Consider the following 17,532-nt stretch of genomic DNA (forward strand, 5'->3'; position numbering starts at 1 on the left):
AGAACGCTATTTTTTTTGCTTTAATCCTTATTGTCCATTATAGCTGGGAAACACGGATTGTATTTGTTTTACCTTTTTCGATTAACGGTGTCGAAGCTGTATTGATAATGATAGATCCAGGTTTAACGTAGTTATTTTTTACAATAAATTTGTTAACATCATGGATAGATCCATCCGTGCTTTCGAACTTGTCGTAGATAAAAGTTTTTACTCCCCAAAGTAGGCTGAGTTGTTTCAGTAATTTTTGTGTTCCTGTGAAAACTAAAATATCTACATTTGGTCTATAACTTGTAATTTCAAACGCTGTTGCACCAGATGATGTCAATACCGCAATTGCAGATGCATTTGTTTTTTGAGCAAGGTAAACCGAAGAAGCGCAAATCGCATCCGGAATAAGTGTTCCGTCGTGGATTTCACTAACTTTCTCATTATAATAAGGATAAGAAGTTTGTTCCACGTGGATAATGATTTTGCTCATTGTTTCGATAACGATTTCAGGGAATTCACCGACTGAAGTCTCGCCACTTAACATCACGGCATCCGCTCCATCCAATACGGAGTTGGCTACGTCATTTACTTCAGCACGTGTAGGACGTGGTGTAGTGATCATACTTTCCAACATCTGTGTCGCAATGATCACTGGTTTTGAAAGATCTCTACATTTCTGTACGATGATCTTTTGAAGTCCTGGTACCTCTTCCATTGGAAGCTCAACACCCAAATCTCCACGAGCAACCATAACAGCATCTGTAGCTTCGATAATTGCATCAATATTTTCAATCGCTTCTGGTTTTTCAACTTTTGCGATTACACGTGCATGGCTTCCTTTTGCCTCGATGATTTTTTTACATTGAAAAATATCTTCTGCCGAACGGACGAAAGACATAGCGATCCAGTCTGCACCATGATCCAAGGCAAAATTCAAGTTGTCTAAATCTTCTTCGGTCAACGAAGGGATCGATACTTTAGTATTTGGTAAGTTAACGCCTTTACGTGAAGTAAGGACACCTCCGTGTACAACTTCACAGGTAACAGTGTCTTTATGATTGGTCTCTAAAACACGAAGTTGAAGTTTTCCGTCATCAAGTAAAATGATTTCGTTGGCTTCAACATCGTTTGGAAAGTTTTCGTATGTAATGTAGATTCTGTTTTCGTCTCCGATAAGTTCGTGTGTTGTGATTTCAACTTTTGAACCATTCACGAGAACAGCGCCACCTTCTTTCATTTTTCCGATCCTAATTTTTGGACCTTGTAAATCGGCTAAGATGGCAACATTGAATCCTGTTTCATTATTTATTGCATTTATAGTTTCGATTACCTTAAGGTGATCTTCCTGGCTGCCATGAGAGAAATTCAACCGGCACACATCAACCCCTTTGGCAATCATGTTGGTCAAAACTTGTTTGTCTGCCGAGGCAGGGCCTAATGTTGCGACAATTTTAGTCCTTTTTTGAACTTTTTCCATCTGTTATTTTGTATTTTAAATGTTCTTCATTAATCACAACAAATAGCTCACTATATTGTTGTGTTTTGTCAAAACTAAATCGAATTAATTTAGATCTAAACTGGGGTGTATTTGCTACACTAACCTACAGTTTGCTAAAATATGAGATTTTCTTTAGATTTCAATATTTTTGGCGATATTTCTTTTGCAATGACAACTTCGGGTAATTTGCTGATCCTTTTGATAATATGTTCCACGTCATCCTCACAGATGTAGTTTTTGATAATGATAAAAAAATCAAAGTGGGGGTTTTCGGGAATTAAATAAGTTCCTTCGATGCTCTTATTGTTGATAAGAAAATATTCCGTATCAGCATCGGGGATAAGGTAATGAAAAGCAGTGAAGTGGTAGCTTATTTTTTTCTTTGTGTCAAAGATAATATGATATTCAAGTTCTTCTTCGGGTTTGTTTTTTTGTCGGCCATCATGGTCGTATTTACTTTCTTTTCCTCTGGAAAAATTCAGATTAGTCTCCTTGTTGATAAAATGGCAGAGTCGGTAATCTTTCAGAGAACAGGTGATGGCGAGTAGGGTAAAATCCAACTCTTCGTCCATATCCATATCTAATCTTGCTACTAACTTATTGACCACTTTAATGCTTAAATATATGCTCCTCTGCTAACGAAGGTACTAATAAATTTAAGGTTGGAATATACTTTTTGTGTAAAATTTGAGTTAATTAGCTGAGCGTTTGGAATACAAAATATTTTTTGTTATACTTGAACTAAGTTAATATAGAGTGGGTTAGCTAGTATAAGACGCGAATAAGTTCGGTCGCCTAACGTGGTGACTTTCATCTAAATATCAATTTAGGTTTGAATTTTGATGAAATTTATTTTTCTTTGCACAGATTTATTAAACAATTAAACTATAAAATCATGTCAGATATCGCTTCAAGAGTAAAAGCAATTATCGTTGAAAAATTAGGTGTTGACGAAAACGAAGTAACACCAGAAGCTTCATTCACTAATGATTTAGGTGCTGATTCACTTGACACTGTTGAGTTGATCATGGAGTTTGAAAAAGAATTCAACGTTGCTATTCCTGATGATCAAGCAGAGACTATTGGTACTGTTGGTCAAGCAATCGCTTATTTAGAAAAAAACGTTAACTAACTAATTTAATTAGGCTAATCGTAATAAATGGAGCTTAAAAGAGTAGTAGTAACAGGATTAGGCGCCCTTACACCAATTGGAAATACCGTCTCAGCTTACTGGGAGGCGTTAATAAATGGTGTAAGCGGAGCTGCTCCTATTACGCATTTTGATGCGTCAAAATTCAAGACTCAGTTTGCATGTGAGGTAAAGGGGTTTGATCCGCATGAATTTATGGATCGTAAGGAAGCTCGTAAAGTCGATCCTTTTGTCCAGTATGCAATTGCGTCAACAGATGAGGCAATTAAAGATGCTGGCTTAGATTTTGAAAAATTAGATACAAATCGTATCGGAGTAATTTGGGGCTCAGGAATAGGGGGGTTAACAACTTTCACTGAAGAAGTTGCAAACTTTGCAAAGGGAGATGGAACACCTCGTTTCAATCCTTTCTTCATTCCTAAGATGCTCGTTGATATTGCTCCAGGACATATTTCAATGCGTCATGGTCTTCGTGGGCCTAACTTTTCTGCCGTATCGGCTTGTGCCTCGGCTACCAATGCAATGATAGATGCTTTTAACTATATTCGTATGGGCAAAGCAGATGTGATTGTTACGGGTGGATCAGAAGCTACAGTCAATGAGGCTGGAATTGGTGGGTTCAATGCTATGCATGCTTTGTCAACTAGAAATGACGACCCTAAAACAGCCTCACGTCCTTTTGATAAAGATAGAGATGGTTTTGTTTCGGGAGAGGGTTCAGGTGCCTTGATCTTAGAAAGTTTGGAGCATGCCTTAGCACGTGGAGCAAAAATCTATGCAGAGATTGCAGGGGGTGGAATGAGTGCTGATGCACATCATATCACAGCATCGCATCCTGAAGGATTGGGCGCAAAATTGGCTATGACAATGGCTGTAAATGATGCAGAGATGGATTTTTCAGATATTGATTATATCAATGTTCATGGGACTTCTACACCGGTCGGTGATATTAGTGAAACGAAGGCTATTGTTGACCTGTTTGGTGAACATGCCTATAAACTGAATATCAGTTCAACTAAATCAATGACAGGTCACCTTTTGGGTGCTGCAGGAGCTATAGAAACTATCGCTTCTATATTGGCTGTTCAAAATGATATTGTCCCTCCGACAATCAATCACTTTACAGACGATCCGGAAATTGATAACAACTTGAATTTTACATTCAACAAGGCGCAAAAACGTACAGTTAATGCGGCGTTGAGCAACACTTTCGGTTTCGGTGGGCATAATGCTACCGTTATTGTGAAAAAATATAAAGCTTAATGTTTGATCCTTCAAACATGGTTTGATAATATGAGCTAGCGACAGGTTCTTTAACTAGGACTTGTCGCCTTATTTTTAGAAGAGATGCCTTTTGCAAGGATATATAAATTATATTTTTCGCCAGATCGGGAATACGTTAGAAAACTAAAAAACCTGCTTGGATTTGTCCCCGGAAATGTACATCTGTACAAGATGGCTTTTAGACACAAGTCTGTTGCCGTTACAATTAAAGAGGGCGCAAAGAATAGCAACGAACGTTTAGAATTCTTGGGTGATGCTGTTTTGGGTTCGGTTGTGGCTGAGCTGTTATTTAAGAAGTATCCTTATAAAGATGAAGGGTTCCTGACTGAAATGCGTTCAAAAATTGTCAGTAGAGCAAACCTAAATCAACTTTCTAGAAAGTTGGGTTTTAATGAGCTTATCCAGTTTGATGCGCGAATGATCAGTTTTCCGAATAAACAGGGATCCTTATTGGGTGATGCTTTTGAGGCATTGGTAGGGGCAGTCTATCTGGACAGGGGCTATGTTTTTACAAAGAGCTTTTTGTTGAATCGAATTATTAAACCGCACGTCGATATTCATCTATTGGAACAGACGGAAACAAACTTTAAGAGTCGGTTGATTGAGTGGTGTCAACATACGGGCAAAGAGATCGTATTTCGGCAAACAGACAATCCGGAAGGAGAGTCTTCTAAAATGTTTAGTATTGAAGCGGTCGTTGATGGCATTGTTTGTGGACTTGGCCGTGATTTTAATAAGAAATCTGCAGAGAAATCTGCAGCCGAAAAAGCCTGTGAATTCCTTAAAATTCTGGAAGTAGAATAAAGGATTTTATTAACTTTGCCAAATATGGCAGCAGTAAAACCTTCTTTGGCAAAAGGAACGCGTGATTTTTCACCTTCCGAAATGATCAAACGTAACTATATTTTCGATACACTGAAAACGGTATTCAGAAAATATGGCTATAATGAAATACAGACCCCTTCATTTGAAAATTTGACAACCCTTACCGGTAAATACGGTGACGAGGGTGATAAATTGATCTTTAAGATTCTTAATTCGGGTGATTACTTGGCGAAAGCGCCAGATAACCTGCTTCATGATAAAAATTCCAATAAGCTCATTCCTCATATATCAGAGAAAGCATTAAGATATGATCTTACGGTGCCGTTTGCACGCTATGTTGTGATGCACCAAAATGATATTACCTTACCATTTAAGCGTTTTCAGGTGCAACCTGTGTGGCGTGCAGATCGTCCGCAACGCGGAAGATACCGTGAGTTTTATCAATGTGATGTCGACGTGGTCGGGTCAGAAAGTCTATTGAATGAAGCTGAGTTTATTTTGATTTATCAAGAAGCCTTCGAACGTTTTGGACTGAAAGATTTTAATATTAAAATCAACAACCGGAAAATTCTTTCAGGTATTGCTGAAATCATCGGAAAACCGGAACTGATTGTGGATATGACTGTCGCGATCGATAAATTGGATAAAATCGGGTTGGAAGGTGTCAACAAAGAATTGTTGGAAAGGGGTTTCACCGAGGCAGATCTTGCTATTTTGAAACCTATAATTTTATTGGAAGGCTCGAATGATGAGAAACTGTCTTCCTTAAAAACGATTTTAGCAACTTCTGCTGTCGGTTTAAATGGTATCGCTGAGATTGAGGAAGTGTTTGACTATGTCGGCAAATTAGGTGCTGAAGAAAAATTGCTTAATCAAATCATAGATCTGGATATTACATTGGCTCGAGGCCTCAATTATTATACAGGTTGTATTTTTGAGGTCAAGACGAATGAGGTTGCCATGGGAAGTATCGGTGGCGGTGGTCGCTACGATGATCTCACGGGTATGTTTGGTCTGAAGGGGCTGACCGGAGTCGGTGTTTCCTTTGGTGCGGATCGTATCTATGATGTGTTGGAAGAGCTGGACTTATTTCCTATCGGTAAGGCCGATTCTACCAAACTCCTGATTATAAATTTTGATAAACAACTGGAAAGTTACACCCTGAATTTACTCAATAAGCTTCGGAAGGAAAATATCGCTTCGGAACTCTATGCTTCTCCTGTAAAATTGAAGAAACAAATGGGTTATGCGGATGGGAAAGGAATCCCCTACGTATTATTATTGGGTGACGAAGAGGCTACTTCAGGGCAATTGTCATTAAAGGACATGGAAAGCGGGGAACAGGTAAAGGTAACTGAAAGTGAGCTGATACAAAAACTTCGATAGCAAACAGTTTGCATAAAATAGATTAAGCCAAATGATTATTAAGTCCTTTGGCTTTTTTATTTTCATAAGTTTTTGATTTATTTGATTGTGCCGTTCATTTATTTGTAATCAAATGCTATATACTTTAAATCAAATGTCTTAGAAGTGTCTTAAAGTATAAATAAAATTGATTTTTGGGCAAGGAAATTCGTCCAAAATTATTAGATTTGTAGTCTAGAATAGTAAGAAAATCAAAACTTTGAAATGAGTTCAACACCTATAACAAAAGAGACATATTTGGAGTGGTATAAGTCTATGTTACTTATGCGTAAGTTTGAAGAAAAAGCAGGTCAACTTTACGGACAGCAAAAGATTCGTGGTTTCTGTCACTTGTACATAGGACAAGAGGCTGTAGTCGCTGGAACGATGTCAGTAATCAAACCGGAAGATTCTTTAATCACTGCTTATCGTGATCACGCCCACGCTTTGGCTAAAGGCGTTTCTGCAAATGCTTGTATGGCTGAATTATATGGAAAGATCACGGGTTGTTCAAAAGGTAAGGGAGGTTCTATGCACTTCTTCTCCAAAGAACACAAATTCATGGGTGGCCATGGTATTGTTGGTGGTCAGATTCCTTTAGGTGCTGGTATCGCATTTGCTGAAAAATATCTTGGTACAGATAATGTAAATATCTGTTATATGGGTGATGGAGCTGTGCGTCAAGGTGCATTCAATGAGACATTGAACATGGCGATGTTGTGGAAACTCCCTGTTATCTTCGTGTGTGAAAACAACGGTTATGCAATGGGTACTTCTGTACAACGTACAACGAACATGCAGGATATTTACAAAATGGGCTTAGGTTTCGATATGCCTTCTGCTCCGGTTGATGGAATGGATGTTGTTGCTGTACACAATGCGATGGACGAAGCTGTTCAACGTGCTCGTGCAGGTGAAGGTCCAACATTCCTAGAAATTCGTACATACCGTTACAAAGGACACTCAATGTCTGATCCAGCTAAATATCGTACGAAAGAAGAACTAGAAGCGTATAAAGACCGTGACCCATTGTTGTCGACTAAACATGCTATTTTAGAAAACAACTATGCAGATGACGCTTGGTTTGCAGAAGTTGAGGCTGATGTGAAAAAGGTCGTTGAGGAGTCGGTGAAATTTGCAGAGGAATCTCCTTATCCAACTGCAGATGAATTGTACAAAGATGTATATGTACAACAAGACTATCCATTTATTTTAGATTAATACTCTTTAACTTGATAATATAATAAAGAATGGCTGAAGTAGTAAGAATGCCGAAAATGAGCGATACAATGACCGAAGGGGTCATCGCGAAATGGCACAAAAAAGTTGGTGATAAAGTAAATTCTGGTGATTTAGTAGCTGAGATTGAAACAGATAAAGCTACGATGGACTTTGAGTCTTACCAAGAAGGAACTCTTTTATATATTGGTCCCAAAGAAGGCGAAGCAGTAGCTATTGATGCTGTTATTGCTGTTTTAGGAGAACCGGGTGAAGATTTTCAAGCATTGTTGAGTGGTGATGCACCTGCTGCTGAAAAAGCACCAGAAAAAACCGAAGAAAAAAAAGCAGAAGAAGTTTCTGGTCCAGAATCTTCGGCTAGTACTGTAACTCCTGAAGAATTGGGATGTACTGTTATTACAATGCCTTTGTTAAGTGATACCATGAAAGAGGGGGTCATTGCGCAATGGAACTTCAAAGTTGGTGATACGATAAAATCTGACGATGCTATTGCTGATGTAGAAACTGATAAAGCGACTATGGAGGTTACAGCTTATGCTGATGGCACCTTGTTATATGTTGGTCTTGAAGCTGGACAAGCTGCAAAGGTAAACGACATCATCGCGATCGTTGGTCCTGCTGGAACTGATATCACACCTTTGTTAAATCAAAAATCTGCACCTGCAAAGGCGGAAACTGCTGAAGCTCCTAAAGCTGATTCAGCTGCTGCTGTAACTGCTGCACCGGTAGCATCGTCTTCAAGCGATGATTCTCGTGTGAAAGCTTCTCCTTTAGCACGTAAAATTGCACAAGAAAAAGGTATCAATTTAAGTGATATCAAAGGTTCTGCAGATGGTGGCCGCATTGTGAAGAAAGATGTTGAATCGTTTGTTCCTGTTGCTGCACAACCGGCGGAGACAAAAGCTGTAGCTGCTCCTGGAACAGAAGCAAAAGCAATCACTTTGCCTACATTTGTTGGTGAAGAGCGCTATACTGAAAAACCAGTTAACCAAATGCGTAAAACTATTGCGCGTCGTCTAGCAGAGTCATTGTTTACAGCTCCACACTTCTATTTGACTGTATCAATTGACATGGACAATGCAATGGCTGCTCGTGCGCAGATCAATGAGGTTGCTCCAGTAAAAGTTTCTTTCAATGATATCGTTGTAAAAGCTGTTGCTGTTGCTTTGAAAAAACATCCTGCTGTAAACTCTTCATGGCAAGGCGATAAAATCCGTTTCAATGAGCATACCAACATTGGTGTTGCAATGGCTGTTGAAGATGGTTTATTAGTTCCTGTTGTGCGTTTTGCAGATGGTAAATCATTGTCACATATCTCTGCAGAGGTGAAAGACTTCGCCCAAAAGGCGAAAGCTAAAAAATTACAGCCTGCGGATTGGGAAGGATCTACATTTACAGTTTCCAACTTAGGTATGTTTGGAATTGATGAATTTACATCCATTATCAACTCACCAGATGGAGCTATTCTTTCTGTTGGTGCTATTCAAGCAGTTCCTGTTGTTAAAAACGGTGCTGTAGTTCCTGGTAATGTAATGAAAGTGACTTTGGGTTGTGATCACCGCGTGGTTGATGGTGCAACTGGAGCTGCATTTTTGCAAACATTAAAATCTTTGGTTGAAAATCCAGTAAGATTATTAGCATAATCCTTTAATAGAGGAATTAAAAGCCACTTTAGTAATAAAGTGGCTTTTTTTATGGCCTTAATTGATTAAGCTCATTCCACAGGAAAGCTTTTTTTACCGATAATTTCTATCGTTATCCGTTTGGTTGAAGGAAGTACAGGTTGTTCAACTCTATAGTGAAAGAGACGCTGTGCGTAAAAAAGGTAACATATACGATGAATAACAATTATTGTAGGGAAAAATTCGTTTTTTTATACTAAAATCTTCATTTTAGCATTATTATCAGTATGCTGGTCCTTCTATTACGAGCTTCAATAATTTGATATTATTTAGGACACAGGAAATAGGGGGTATTTATTGATATACAATACAGAAAACACAAAAATCCGGGAGACTTAGTATAGTGAAATTATTTTTTTTAAAGGGAATGGTCGCTCTTTTGTTTGTATCTACAGTGGCTTGTAGTTCAAAAGAGAAAAAACAGAAGGAAGCAGCGATAGCGCAGGCAAAAGTGGATAGCACAAGGCTCGTCTATAATCCAAATAATGCAGATCAGAAGATCGATGCTTTTATGAAAAATCTTCATTCAAAAGCTGCATTCAATGGGAATGTTCTTGTTGCGAAAGATGGTAAAATCCTATATCAGAATACATTCGGCTGGGCAAATTACTTAAAACGGGATAGTCTAAAAATTGATGACAAATTTGAACTCGCTTCCGTTTCTAAACCGCTTACAGCTGTCGGAATTTTAAAGTTAGTAGAGGCAGGAAAGTTACGTCTCGATCAAACGATCAATGACTTCTATCCGGATTTTCCTTATCCTGGTATTACCATAAAAATGTTATTGACACACCGTTCGGGATTACCTAATTATGTTTATTTTTCCGAGGAACATTGGCCTGATCGTAAGAAAGGAATGACGAATCAGGATGTGATGAAAATGCTGACTGAATTTAAACCCAATCGCTATGGTGCGCCAGGAGGGCGTTTCTTTTACAATAACTCCAACTTTATGGTCTTAGGGGCCATTATTGAAAAGATATCAAAGCAAGATTACGCTACGTATATGAAAGACAGCGTATTTAATGTTGCAGGAATGACAAATACAGCTGCACTTTCTAAGGCAGTGTATGATAAAATTCCGACTAACGTTATTGGACATGACAAGGTATGGCGAAGATCGGTCGTGCAAAATTTTCAGGATGGACCGCTTGGTGACAAAGGAATTTATAGTACGGTGCGTGACCTTTATCGTTTTGATCTTGCTTTGAGAGATGGACGATTGTTAAAGCAGTCAACATTGGATTCGGCATACCGAGGATATCCGGATGCCAAAAAGGGAATTTTTAGCTATGGTTATGGTTGGCGTACGTTTGAGCATGGTAATGATCATATCGTATACCATACAGGTTGGTGGCACGGTTTTAGACATATTTATGTAAGAGATTTAAAGAGAAACATAGTTATTGTTTTACTTTCTAATATGACAAATGGAAGCTTGGTCAAATTGGACGAGCTTTATAAAATCATGGGAATGCCAGTATTGCGTAAAAATGCGTATAGCAACCATGGTGATTTTATCATCGATGAGTAATTTTTGAGCGATGCTACTTTGAGAATTTAGATTATCTTCTTTATCCTATTGTAACGAGAAGGCAAAGAAGATAATCTACATGCCCTGAGTATGCATGCAACAGGTAAACACAAAAGATATAAAAAGGGATGAAAAAAACATTGATTTTAGGTGCTAGTACCAATCCTTCACGTTATTCGAATAAAGCTGCAAATATGTTGCATAAACATGGGCATGCTATCGTTAATATTGGCTTGAGTGGAGGGGAAGCCGCCGGAGTTCCTATTGAAAAGAAAGGTGATATCCATACAGATATTGATACTGTGACAATGTATCTTAGTGAGCCTAATCAGAAAGAATATTACGATTATATATTAGCGACGAAGCCAAAACGAATAATATTTAATCCTGGTGCGGAGAATGCAGAATTGGAACAGCTCGCTATGGAGCACGGTATTAAGACAGAAAGAGCCTGTACTCTTGTCTTGTTGAGTACAGGGCAGTTTTAGATTTTGGATTTATGAAGCAATTCAACCGATAGGTACTTCGTGATAAAATAATTTGTCAGACCCACGGTATTGCTGTCGAGATTTAGACTTGACACTTTGATGTCACAATGTTCCTTCAAAATGGCCATGGTATAGGAATTTATGGCTTGTTGTATCGGAATCGTGATCAATTCATTTGCTTTTGCAATTTTTCCACCCAACACGATCAATTCGGGATTGAGTAGCTGTATTAAAGATGCAAATGCTTTTCCTAGGTTTGTTCCTAGTTTTGAAATCTGATTTATTGCAAATTGATCACCCTTGTTTGCCGCTTCAATAATATGTGTCGGTGTTAAATGTTGTAATTCATCGGGTTGTAATTCATTTAATTTAGTCAGCTCTCCTTTTTGGATTTCCTGTTTAGCATTGTTGACCAAAGCAATTCCGGAAGCTACGGTTTCCAAACAGCCTCTTTTCCCACAATAGCAAAGTTCACCGTTGTCGATAAAGGGCATATGTCCTACTTCGCCGGAGTAGCCATCACGGCCTAGGTAGACTTCGCCATTGGACACGATTCCTAAACCTATCCCCCAATCCATTAGGATAATTAAACTGTTTTTTGTGTTTTTTGCCAATCCAAATTTCAATTCAGCATAAGCTGCACCTTTAACGTCATTCAGAATGAAGACCGGTTTTTTATATATGCGCTCAAAATAGTTTGTTATGGATTGATTGTCGTCATGTAAAAAAGTCTCGTTAGTACCTTCTTCAGCATTGATTAGTCCTGGCATGCCAATAATAATCCCTGTTAGGTTCTCAGTATCAACTGATTTATCGATAAGATATTGATCAACGATTTGTGTGATAGCGGCTAGATTTTCTCCATTTCGAGATAATTCATTATCCAGCTCAACAGTTTCAGCAATAATGTTCTGGTTGTTGTCCATTATGCTCAGTGTGATGGAGAAACGTTGGAGTTCAATCGATAGCACCTGAAACAATCCATCACATAGCTTATATAAATTGGGTTTACGTCCACCAATAGATTCTCCTTTGTCAAATTGACGGATAAAATCATCTTCCAGCAATTCTGCAATAAGGCTATTTACCGTAGGCAGGCTTAAATAGAGGTTTTTTACAATGTCATTTACCGATACAGATCCTAATTCGGCTATTAATTTTATAATGGAGATTTTGTTGAACAGATTTTTCTTTTCAGGTTTACTCTCCAATTTTTTGTTAATCAGTAAGTTTACGGCTTTAGTCATAAAACGTCAAATTTTGAAATAGAATCCTCAGGGCTTTAATTTAGCAAAAGTTTTGGAATCATTTGGTTATTTTTCTCACTTGACAAGCAAGTGGGCTAATTAGCAAAAAGGGGATAAGATTCCTTATCCCCTCTCTACGTATAAGTTTAGACTATTTGAGTTTTTTTACTCGAATATCTTTAAAGAATACTTCGGTACCGTGTCCTAGAAACCCGATATGACCAGAGGTTCGTTTAAGCCCAGGATGTTGTTTGCCATCCAGGGTTCCATTTTTGCTTGCCTCGGCGATATCCGCATCCACGATAACCGCGCCATTCAGTGTAACTTTGATGCGATTTCCTTTCACCACGATTTCCTCGGAGTTCCATTCACCTACGGGTTTTAAATGACCTTTTTTGGCAGGAACAACTCCATAAATTGAACCGTGATATTGGTATTGCTTTAAGTCTTTATAAACATCTGCACCATCATCAAGTACCTGGATTTCCATGGCCTCATATGCGGCATCCCCCTCCAGAGGAGCGCGTATTCCCACACCATTGTTGGCACCAGGCGTTAATTTGAAGTCGAAGCGATAAATGAAGTCTGCATATTCTTCTTTTGTGTAAAGGTTTCCACCAAATTTTGCATTTGGATACACCCAGATATAACCTTCGTCGTTGACAACATAAGCTTGGTTTTCTGTCCACTTGTCGAGGTTTGTTCCATCAAAAAGTACTTCAAAACCTTCTTTTTTCTCTTGATCGCTCAATTTAAAGATTTGTTTTCTTGGGAATTCCTTGATAAAAAGATCTCTATAATAAACAACTGAACCATGCGCTTGTAACTCAATTTGTTCGGTAGGGAAAATTGATTGGTTTCTATCCCAATAGTTTTCAAGAGGAATATTATCGGTTACTAACTGTCCATTTAACCAAACTGTGACTTTATCGTCTACCATTTTGATTTTAAATGTATTCCATTCGCCAGTAGCATTGTCGGCAACCTTCAACGGTTTGCTTTCATTTTTCTGGTTGTTATATAATCCGCCAGAGCCAACTTGGGCGCCGACTCTTGTATTCGCAATATCCCAAATTTGTACTTGGGGAGTACCTCTCAAGTAGATACCGGCATCACCTTCTATACCGCCATAGTTTTCCAATTTCCAGTCTACCAGCATTTCAAAATCGCCATATTTCTTTACGGTCGCCAGATTATCGCCTTTACCACTGAAGGCAATTTCACCATTGGATGCTGTCCAACCTTTGCGCATGATATCGTCGGCTTTAGCTTGTTCTGCTGCTAAAGTTTTCTCGTTCATTTTACTGCGTTTGATCGGATCTGCTACCAAACCTTTCCAGCCACTTAGGTCTTTACCATTGAACATCGAAACATAACCTTCTTTGATCGGCATTTCAGCGAGATAGCGAACAACAGCTTCCTTAAGGTATCCACTTTCACTACCCGACAATTTACCGATTACCTGTTCAAGAACCTCTCTAACCTTTTTGCCATAGAACTTGTTGTCCATTGCAATGTTCATCGCTACATTGGCCGCAGTTCCGCCAAGTTGCGCGTCGCTCATTAAATCAGCGGCAAAAACTAAAGACTGGTATGTTCCTGTAGGTTGTAACGCAGATAATGCTGCTTTTTTCTGATCTGTGGTTTTGGCAACGTTGAATGCATCTCTTAATAACAAAGTTTTCTGTTCAGGCGTATTCGAAGAAGAAGAAATTGATTTAATTAATCCACTGTATACCGTATTGAAAAGATTATCGTCTTTTTCTGTTCGGGAAAGAGATACCAATTCTGGCAGTGCGTTGGAGGTAGACCAGCTAGCCAAAGACTCAATTGCTGCGGACCGTAGACCTGTATTATTGTTGTTAAGGTATGCAGTTACAGCTTTCAATGACTGGGCGTCACCAAGCCCAGCAAAAATAGGGAAATACTTAGCGGTATTAGGCGCTGCAGACTTCGATATATTAGCTGCTAGTTTTTCTGTTAATCCCTTTGAATTTGTGCTTGACTGAACCACATTGACAATGGCACGTTGCAATAGCACGGCAGATTTATTGTCTGTTGTATTGTTTAACCTACCGAATAGTTCTTCTAAGTCCGATTCCTGAGCGACATTTGGGAGTGCTTTGTTGATCGCTTCTTCGACAGCAGGGTTTGCACTCTTTATGGCTAATACAGCTTTGGATGATGCATTGTTGGAACGTTTACTTAAAATATCCAGCAATTGAATCTTTTTGTCGTCGTCTACAGTGGCAAGTGCATTGTTGACATCAGTAACGACATTTGCATCTTTCGATGAAAGGATCAATGCTTTTACCGAATTGTTAAATTGTTGATCAGCGTTGAGCGCCTGGATTAAGGTATTGGTTTCTTTACCCTGAGATAGTGTATTTAGTGCACTTAATCCAGCTAATTTAGTTACGGGAGACTGTGTTTTATTTACTAATGCCTGGATTAGTTTTAAGCTGCTTGCCGAACCATTGTGGGCTAAGTAGTTCAATACACTTTCTTGCACTTCAGGAGTACCCTTGCTTGCTAAAGCAAGCAAGCTTTTTGCGTCGGCGCCTTTTCCGTATTTTCCGAGTAATTGTAATGCAATGTTACGGTAAGCACCATTATCGCTCTTAACAGCTGCTAACAAGTTCTTTTGTTGTTTCGCTGGGTCGATGGTTGTCAATAATTTAAGCGATGCAATTTGGCCGTTGATCGATTTTGCTTTTTGTGATTCCTGGAAAAACTTGTTTAGGAACTTAACCGCATCTTGGTCGTGTTTATTGTCGATCAATGCTTGAGCATAGTCAATACCAAGTCCTACTGCATCCAATTTGTCATAGCTATAGCCGGCAGCATTTAGTTTTTCCTGGAATAGCGATTCAGAAGCTGTGCCCCCGATTTTGCTCAGCGCGATCAATGCTGTTCGTTGGAAGCCATCCGAATTATATTTTTGCGTTAATCCTAAAATGGCACTTTCAGCATTTTTATCTTTTAGATCTCCGAGTGCTGTAACCAGGGCAATGGCAGTTTTCTCTGTTGTGGATGCTGCTAAAGCTTTTTCTAAGGCTGCTGTCGATTCAGGGGTACGAATAGATACTAGGGTTCTCGCTGCTGCATCGGCGAGATAATCGTTTGTCAAACAATTAGCGACAGCTGGTATAGCTGTATTATCGGCGCATTGACGTAACAGGCGTAGGGCAAAGACCTGATTTGTTGGTTCACTCAATTGCGCTATGGATTTTGCCAATCCTTCAACGAAAACTCTTTTTTGTTGTTCTTTACCAGGCTGATTTACATAGAACGAATAGCTGTTTGCCGCAAATTCTATCGGAGCATTGTTGCTACCTGGTGCTTTAAGTCCTTTGAGGAACGTAACGACGTCATCAGAAGAAAAACCTTCCAGCTCATGCATGGCAAGTAAAAACTTTTCTTTTTCTTCAGCCGGCTGTTGTGCCAATACGTCTGCTATTTTAGTTGCAGTCGTTCTATTTTGTGGTTGCTGAGCGTAGGTTGCACTAGATATAAGAAGCAATACGGTCAGCGAATTGAATATTCTTTTCATTGGGATATCTTTTTAAATAGACCAAGGGCCTCTCATTGGTTGGTGAATTAATCTATTTGCGGCGTCGTCATTAATAAATAGCTCATTTTGGGAGTCATATTTTAGTGATCTGTTCAGTCGCAATGCTGCTAATCCCATATTGACCAAGGTACAAGAACGGTGTCCATTGATCTCATTCAGTGCAAACTTTTCTCTTGTGCGAACGGATTCCAAGAAGTCAGTAATCTGTGGTGCAGGTTCAGGGTACTGTGCAAGTTTTCTTTCCAAATCTGGTATATCTGATTGGAATCCTCGATATAATTTACCTTTTGGACCTTCAATATAGGCTGCCTTTTCATCTTTTGCTTCACCGTCTAAAATGATCTGACAACCATCGGCATAGGTAAATGTAATTCGTCTCCATGTGCCCACGGCATCCGGATGTTGCTGCGGAGCATCAACGTCGACGGTAATCGGACTTTCGTTGTCTTTACCTAAGAAGTATTGAACAGGATCCATATAATGTTGCCCCATATCTCCTAGACCGCCACCATCATAATCCCAATATCCTCTAAAAGTGGTATGCACGCGGTGTTTATTGTAAGGCTTATATGGCGCCGGACCTAACCAGAAATCGTAGTCAAGTTCAGCCGGTACTTTCTCCTCTGGTAAATTTTCCTTTCCTACCCAATAGAACTTCCAGTCAAATCCGGTATGTTTGCTTATTGTAACTTTCAAAGGCCAACCTAACATGCCAGTATCAACTAATTTTTTGATTTTGCTTACTGGAACATTCATTCCATAAAAATCATCCTTGAAACGAAACCAGGTATTTAAACGGAAGATATTGCCATGTTGTGCAATGGCTTCTTTCACTTTTTTACCCTCACCGATAGTACGTGTCATTGGTTTTTCACACCAGATATCTTTTCCTGCTTTTGCCGCTTCAATGGACATCAGTCCATGCCAATGTGGTGGAGTAGCAATATGCACAATATCTACTTCTGGAGATTTAATCAACTCCCTAAAGTCATGGTATTCCTTCACACCACCGCCTAAGTCTGCTTGTGCTGCCGCTAGATGGGTTTTGTCCACATCACAAATGGCTACTGTTTTAGTTCCGGCGTAGCCAAAGTGTCCACGGCCCATATTGCCGACACCAATTACACCTTTGGTTAGATGGTCGCTCGGAGCAAGATAGCCCTGTCCTCCGAGTACAAAGCGTGGTACAATAGAAAATGCCGCAGCACCGACCACGGATTTTTTTATGAAATCACGCCTTGATGAATTCTGTTCTTTCATTTTGGTTGGATTAGTTGTTTTATAATTGATCCACTATTAGGCTGTTAAAAATAACGGCATTGGATATTTAATCTTAAAAATAGATAAAAAACTAATAAATGTAAACTGATAACTAAAATTTTACGTATTGTTTATTTGTGTTTTGTTAAAAAATAACAAAAGAATACTGTTGAATTCATTTCTTTCATATATAGCTACCTCATTATTGCCTATGCTGTGTTGTTTTATCTACTAAATTGTTACATTTCAGTGTGGTAGCTATTCGATGTGGTAGACAGAAAAGGACTTGATCTCGATTTTCCTCAATCGTTTTCGTAAAAGAGGCTTGATTTCAGGAGAATAATCCAGCATCTTTATGG

The 17,532-nt window shown here is 39.0% G+C and carries 13 protein-coding genes; 8 read left to right on the top strand and 5 right to left on the bottom strand.

Annotated features, from left to right (window positions below; translation table 11 throughout):
* Positions 1-37: 37 nt before the first annotated feature.
* Positions 38-1,465, bottom strand: coding sequence for a pyruvate kinase (gene pyk / locus B4N43_RS00825; RefSeq protein ID WP_075990855.1), 1,428 nt, complete (start codon positions 1,463-1,465; stop codon positions 38-40).
* Positions 1,466-1,599: 134 nt separating this feature from the next.
* Positions 1,600-2,094, bottom strand: a complete 495-nt coding sequence (locus B4N43_RS00830) for an IPExxxVDY family protein (protein ID WP_232475665.1) — start codon at positions 2,092-2,094, stop codon at positions 1,600-1,602.
* A gap of 287 nt (positions 2,095-2,381) precedes the next feature.
* Between B4N43_RS00830 and B4N43_RS00835 the strand changes: the two genes are divergently transcribed.
* The 8 genes from B4N43_RS00835 to B4N43_RS00870 all read left to right on the top strand — a co-directional run bounded on the left by B4N43_RS00835 (position 2,382) and on the right by B4N43_RS00870 (position 11,092).
* Positions 2,382-2,618, top strand: a complete 237-nt coding sequence (locus B4N43_RS00835) for an acyl carrier protein (protein WP_028070665.1) — start codon at positions 2,382-2,384, stop codon at positions 2,616-2,618.
* A gap of 27 nt (positions 2,619-2,645) precedes the next feature.
* Positions 2,646-3,899: a beta-ketoacyl-ACP synthase II gene (gene fabF / locus B4N43_RS00840; RefSeq protein WP_120333106.1), complete on the top strand. Its 1,254-nt coding sequence runs from the start codon at positions 2,646-2,648 to the stop codon at positions 3,897-3,899.
* 84 nt (positions 3,900-3,983) lie between these two features.
* Positions 3,984-4,724 (top strand): ribonuclease III, encoded by a 741-nt coding sequence (gene rnc, locus B4N43_RS00845; RefSeq protein ID WP_088160073.1) that lies wholly within the window; start codon positions 3,984-3,986, stop codon positions 4,722-4,724.
* A gap of 24 nt (positions 4,725-4,748) precedes the next feature.
* The gene (gene hisS, locus B4N43_RS00850; protein ID WP_286732337.1) at positions 4,749-6,131 is read left to right on the top strand and encodes a histidine--tRNA ligase; all 1,383 of its coding nucleotides are present in this window, start codon (positions 4,749-4,751) and stop codon (positions 6,129-6,131) included.
* Positions 6,132-6,374: 243 nt separating this feature from the next.
* Positions 6,375-7,370 (top strand): pyruvate dehydrogenase (acetyl-transferring) E1 component subunit alpha, encoded by a 996-nt coding sequence (gene pdhA, locus B4N43_RS00855; RefSeq protein ID WP_046674850.1) that lies wholly within the window; start codon positions 6,375-6,377, stop codon positions 7,368-7,370.
* A 29-nt stretch (positions 7,371-7,399) separates the two neighbouring features.
* The gene (locus B4N43_RS00860) at positions 7,400-9,031 is read left to right on the top strand and encodes a pyruvate dehydrogenase complex dihydrolipoamide acetyltransferase (RefSeq protein WP_286732338.1); all 1,632 of its coding nucleotides are present in this window, start codon (positions 7,400-7,402) and stop codon (positions 9,029-9,031) included.
* A gap of 382 nt (positions 9,032-9,413) precedes the next feature.
* Positions 9,414-10,604, top strand: a complete 1,191-nt coding sequence (locus B4N43_RS00865) for a serine hydrolase domain-containing protein (RefSeq protein ID WP_075990859.1) — start codon at positions 9,414-9,416, stop codon at positions 10,602-10,604.
* Between the two features lie 128 nt (positions 10,605-10,732).
* On the top strand, positions 10,733-11,092 hold the full coding sequence (locus tag B4N43_RS00870) for a CoA-binding protein (RefSeq protein ID WP_145327175.1): 360 nt from the start codon (positions 10,733-10,735) through the stop codon (positions 11,090-11,092).
* On the opposite strand, the gene B4N43_RS00875 is transcribed toward B4N43_RS00870, so the two are convergent.
* The 3 genes from B4N43_RS00875 to B4N43_RS00885 all read right to left on the bottom strand — a co-directional run bounded on the left by B4N43_RS00875 (position 11,089) and on the right by B4N43_RS00885 (position 17,173).
* Entirely contained in the window at positions 11,089-12,339 is a 1,251-nt protein-coding gene (locus B4N43_RS00875) for an ROK family transcriptional regulator (protein ID WP_075990861.1), read from the bottom strand. The two genes, B4N43_RS00870 and B4N43_RS00875, sit on opposite strands and share 4 nt — an antisense overlap.
* Positions 12,340-12,490: 151 nt before the next feature.
* A complete protein-coding gene (locus B4N43_RS00880) occupies positions 12,491-15,892 on the bottom strand; it encodes a DUF1080 domain-containing protein (RefSeq protein WP_286732339.1) in 3,402 nt (1,133 codons plus the stop codon).
* A 12-nt stretch (positions 15,893-15,904) separates the two neighbouring features.
* Positions 15,905-17,173 carry a Gfo/Idh/MocA family oxidoreductase gene (locus tag B4N43_RS00885; RefSeq protein WP_088160080.1) on the bottom strand — a complete coding sequence of 423 codons (1,269 nt, stop codon included), beginning with the start codon at positions 17,171-17,173 and terminating at the stop codon, positions 15,905-15,907.
* Positions 17,174-17,532 lie beyond the last annotated feature (359 nt).

The organism is Sphingobacterium sp. UBA1897 (assembly GCF_002337775.1).
GTDB classification, from domain to species: Bacteria; Bacteroidota; Bacteroidia; order Sphingobacteriales; family Sphingobacteriaceae; genus Sphingobacterium; species Sphingobacterium siyangense.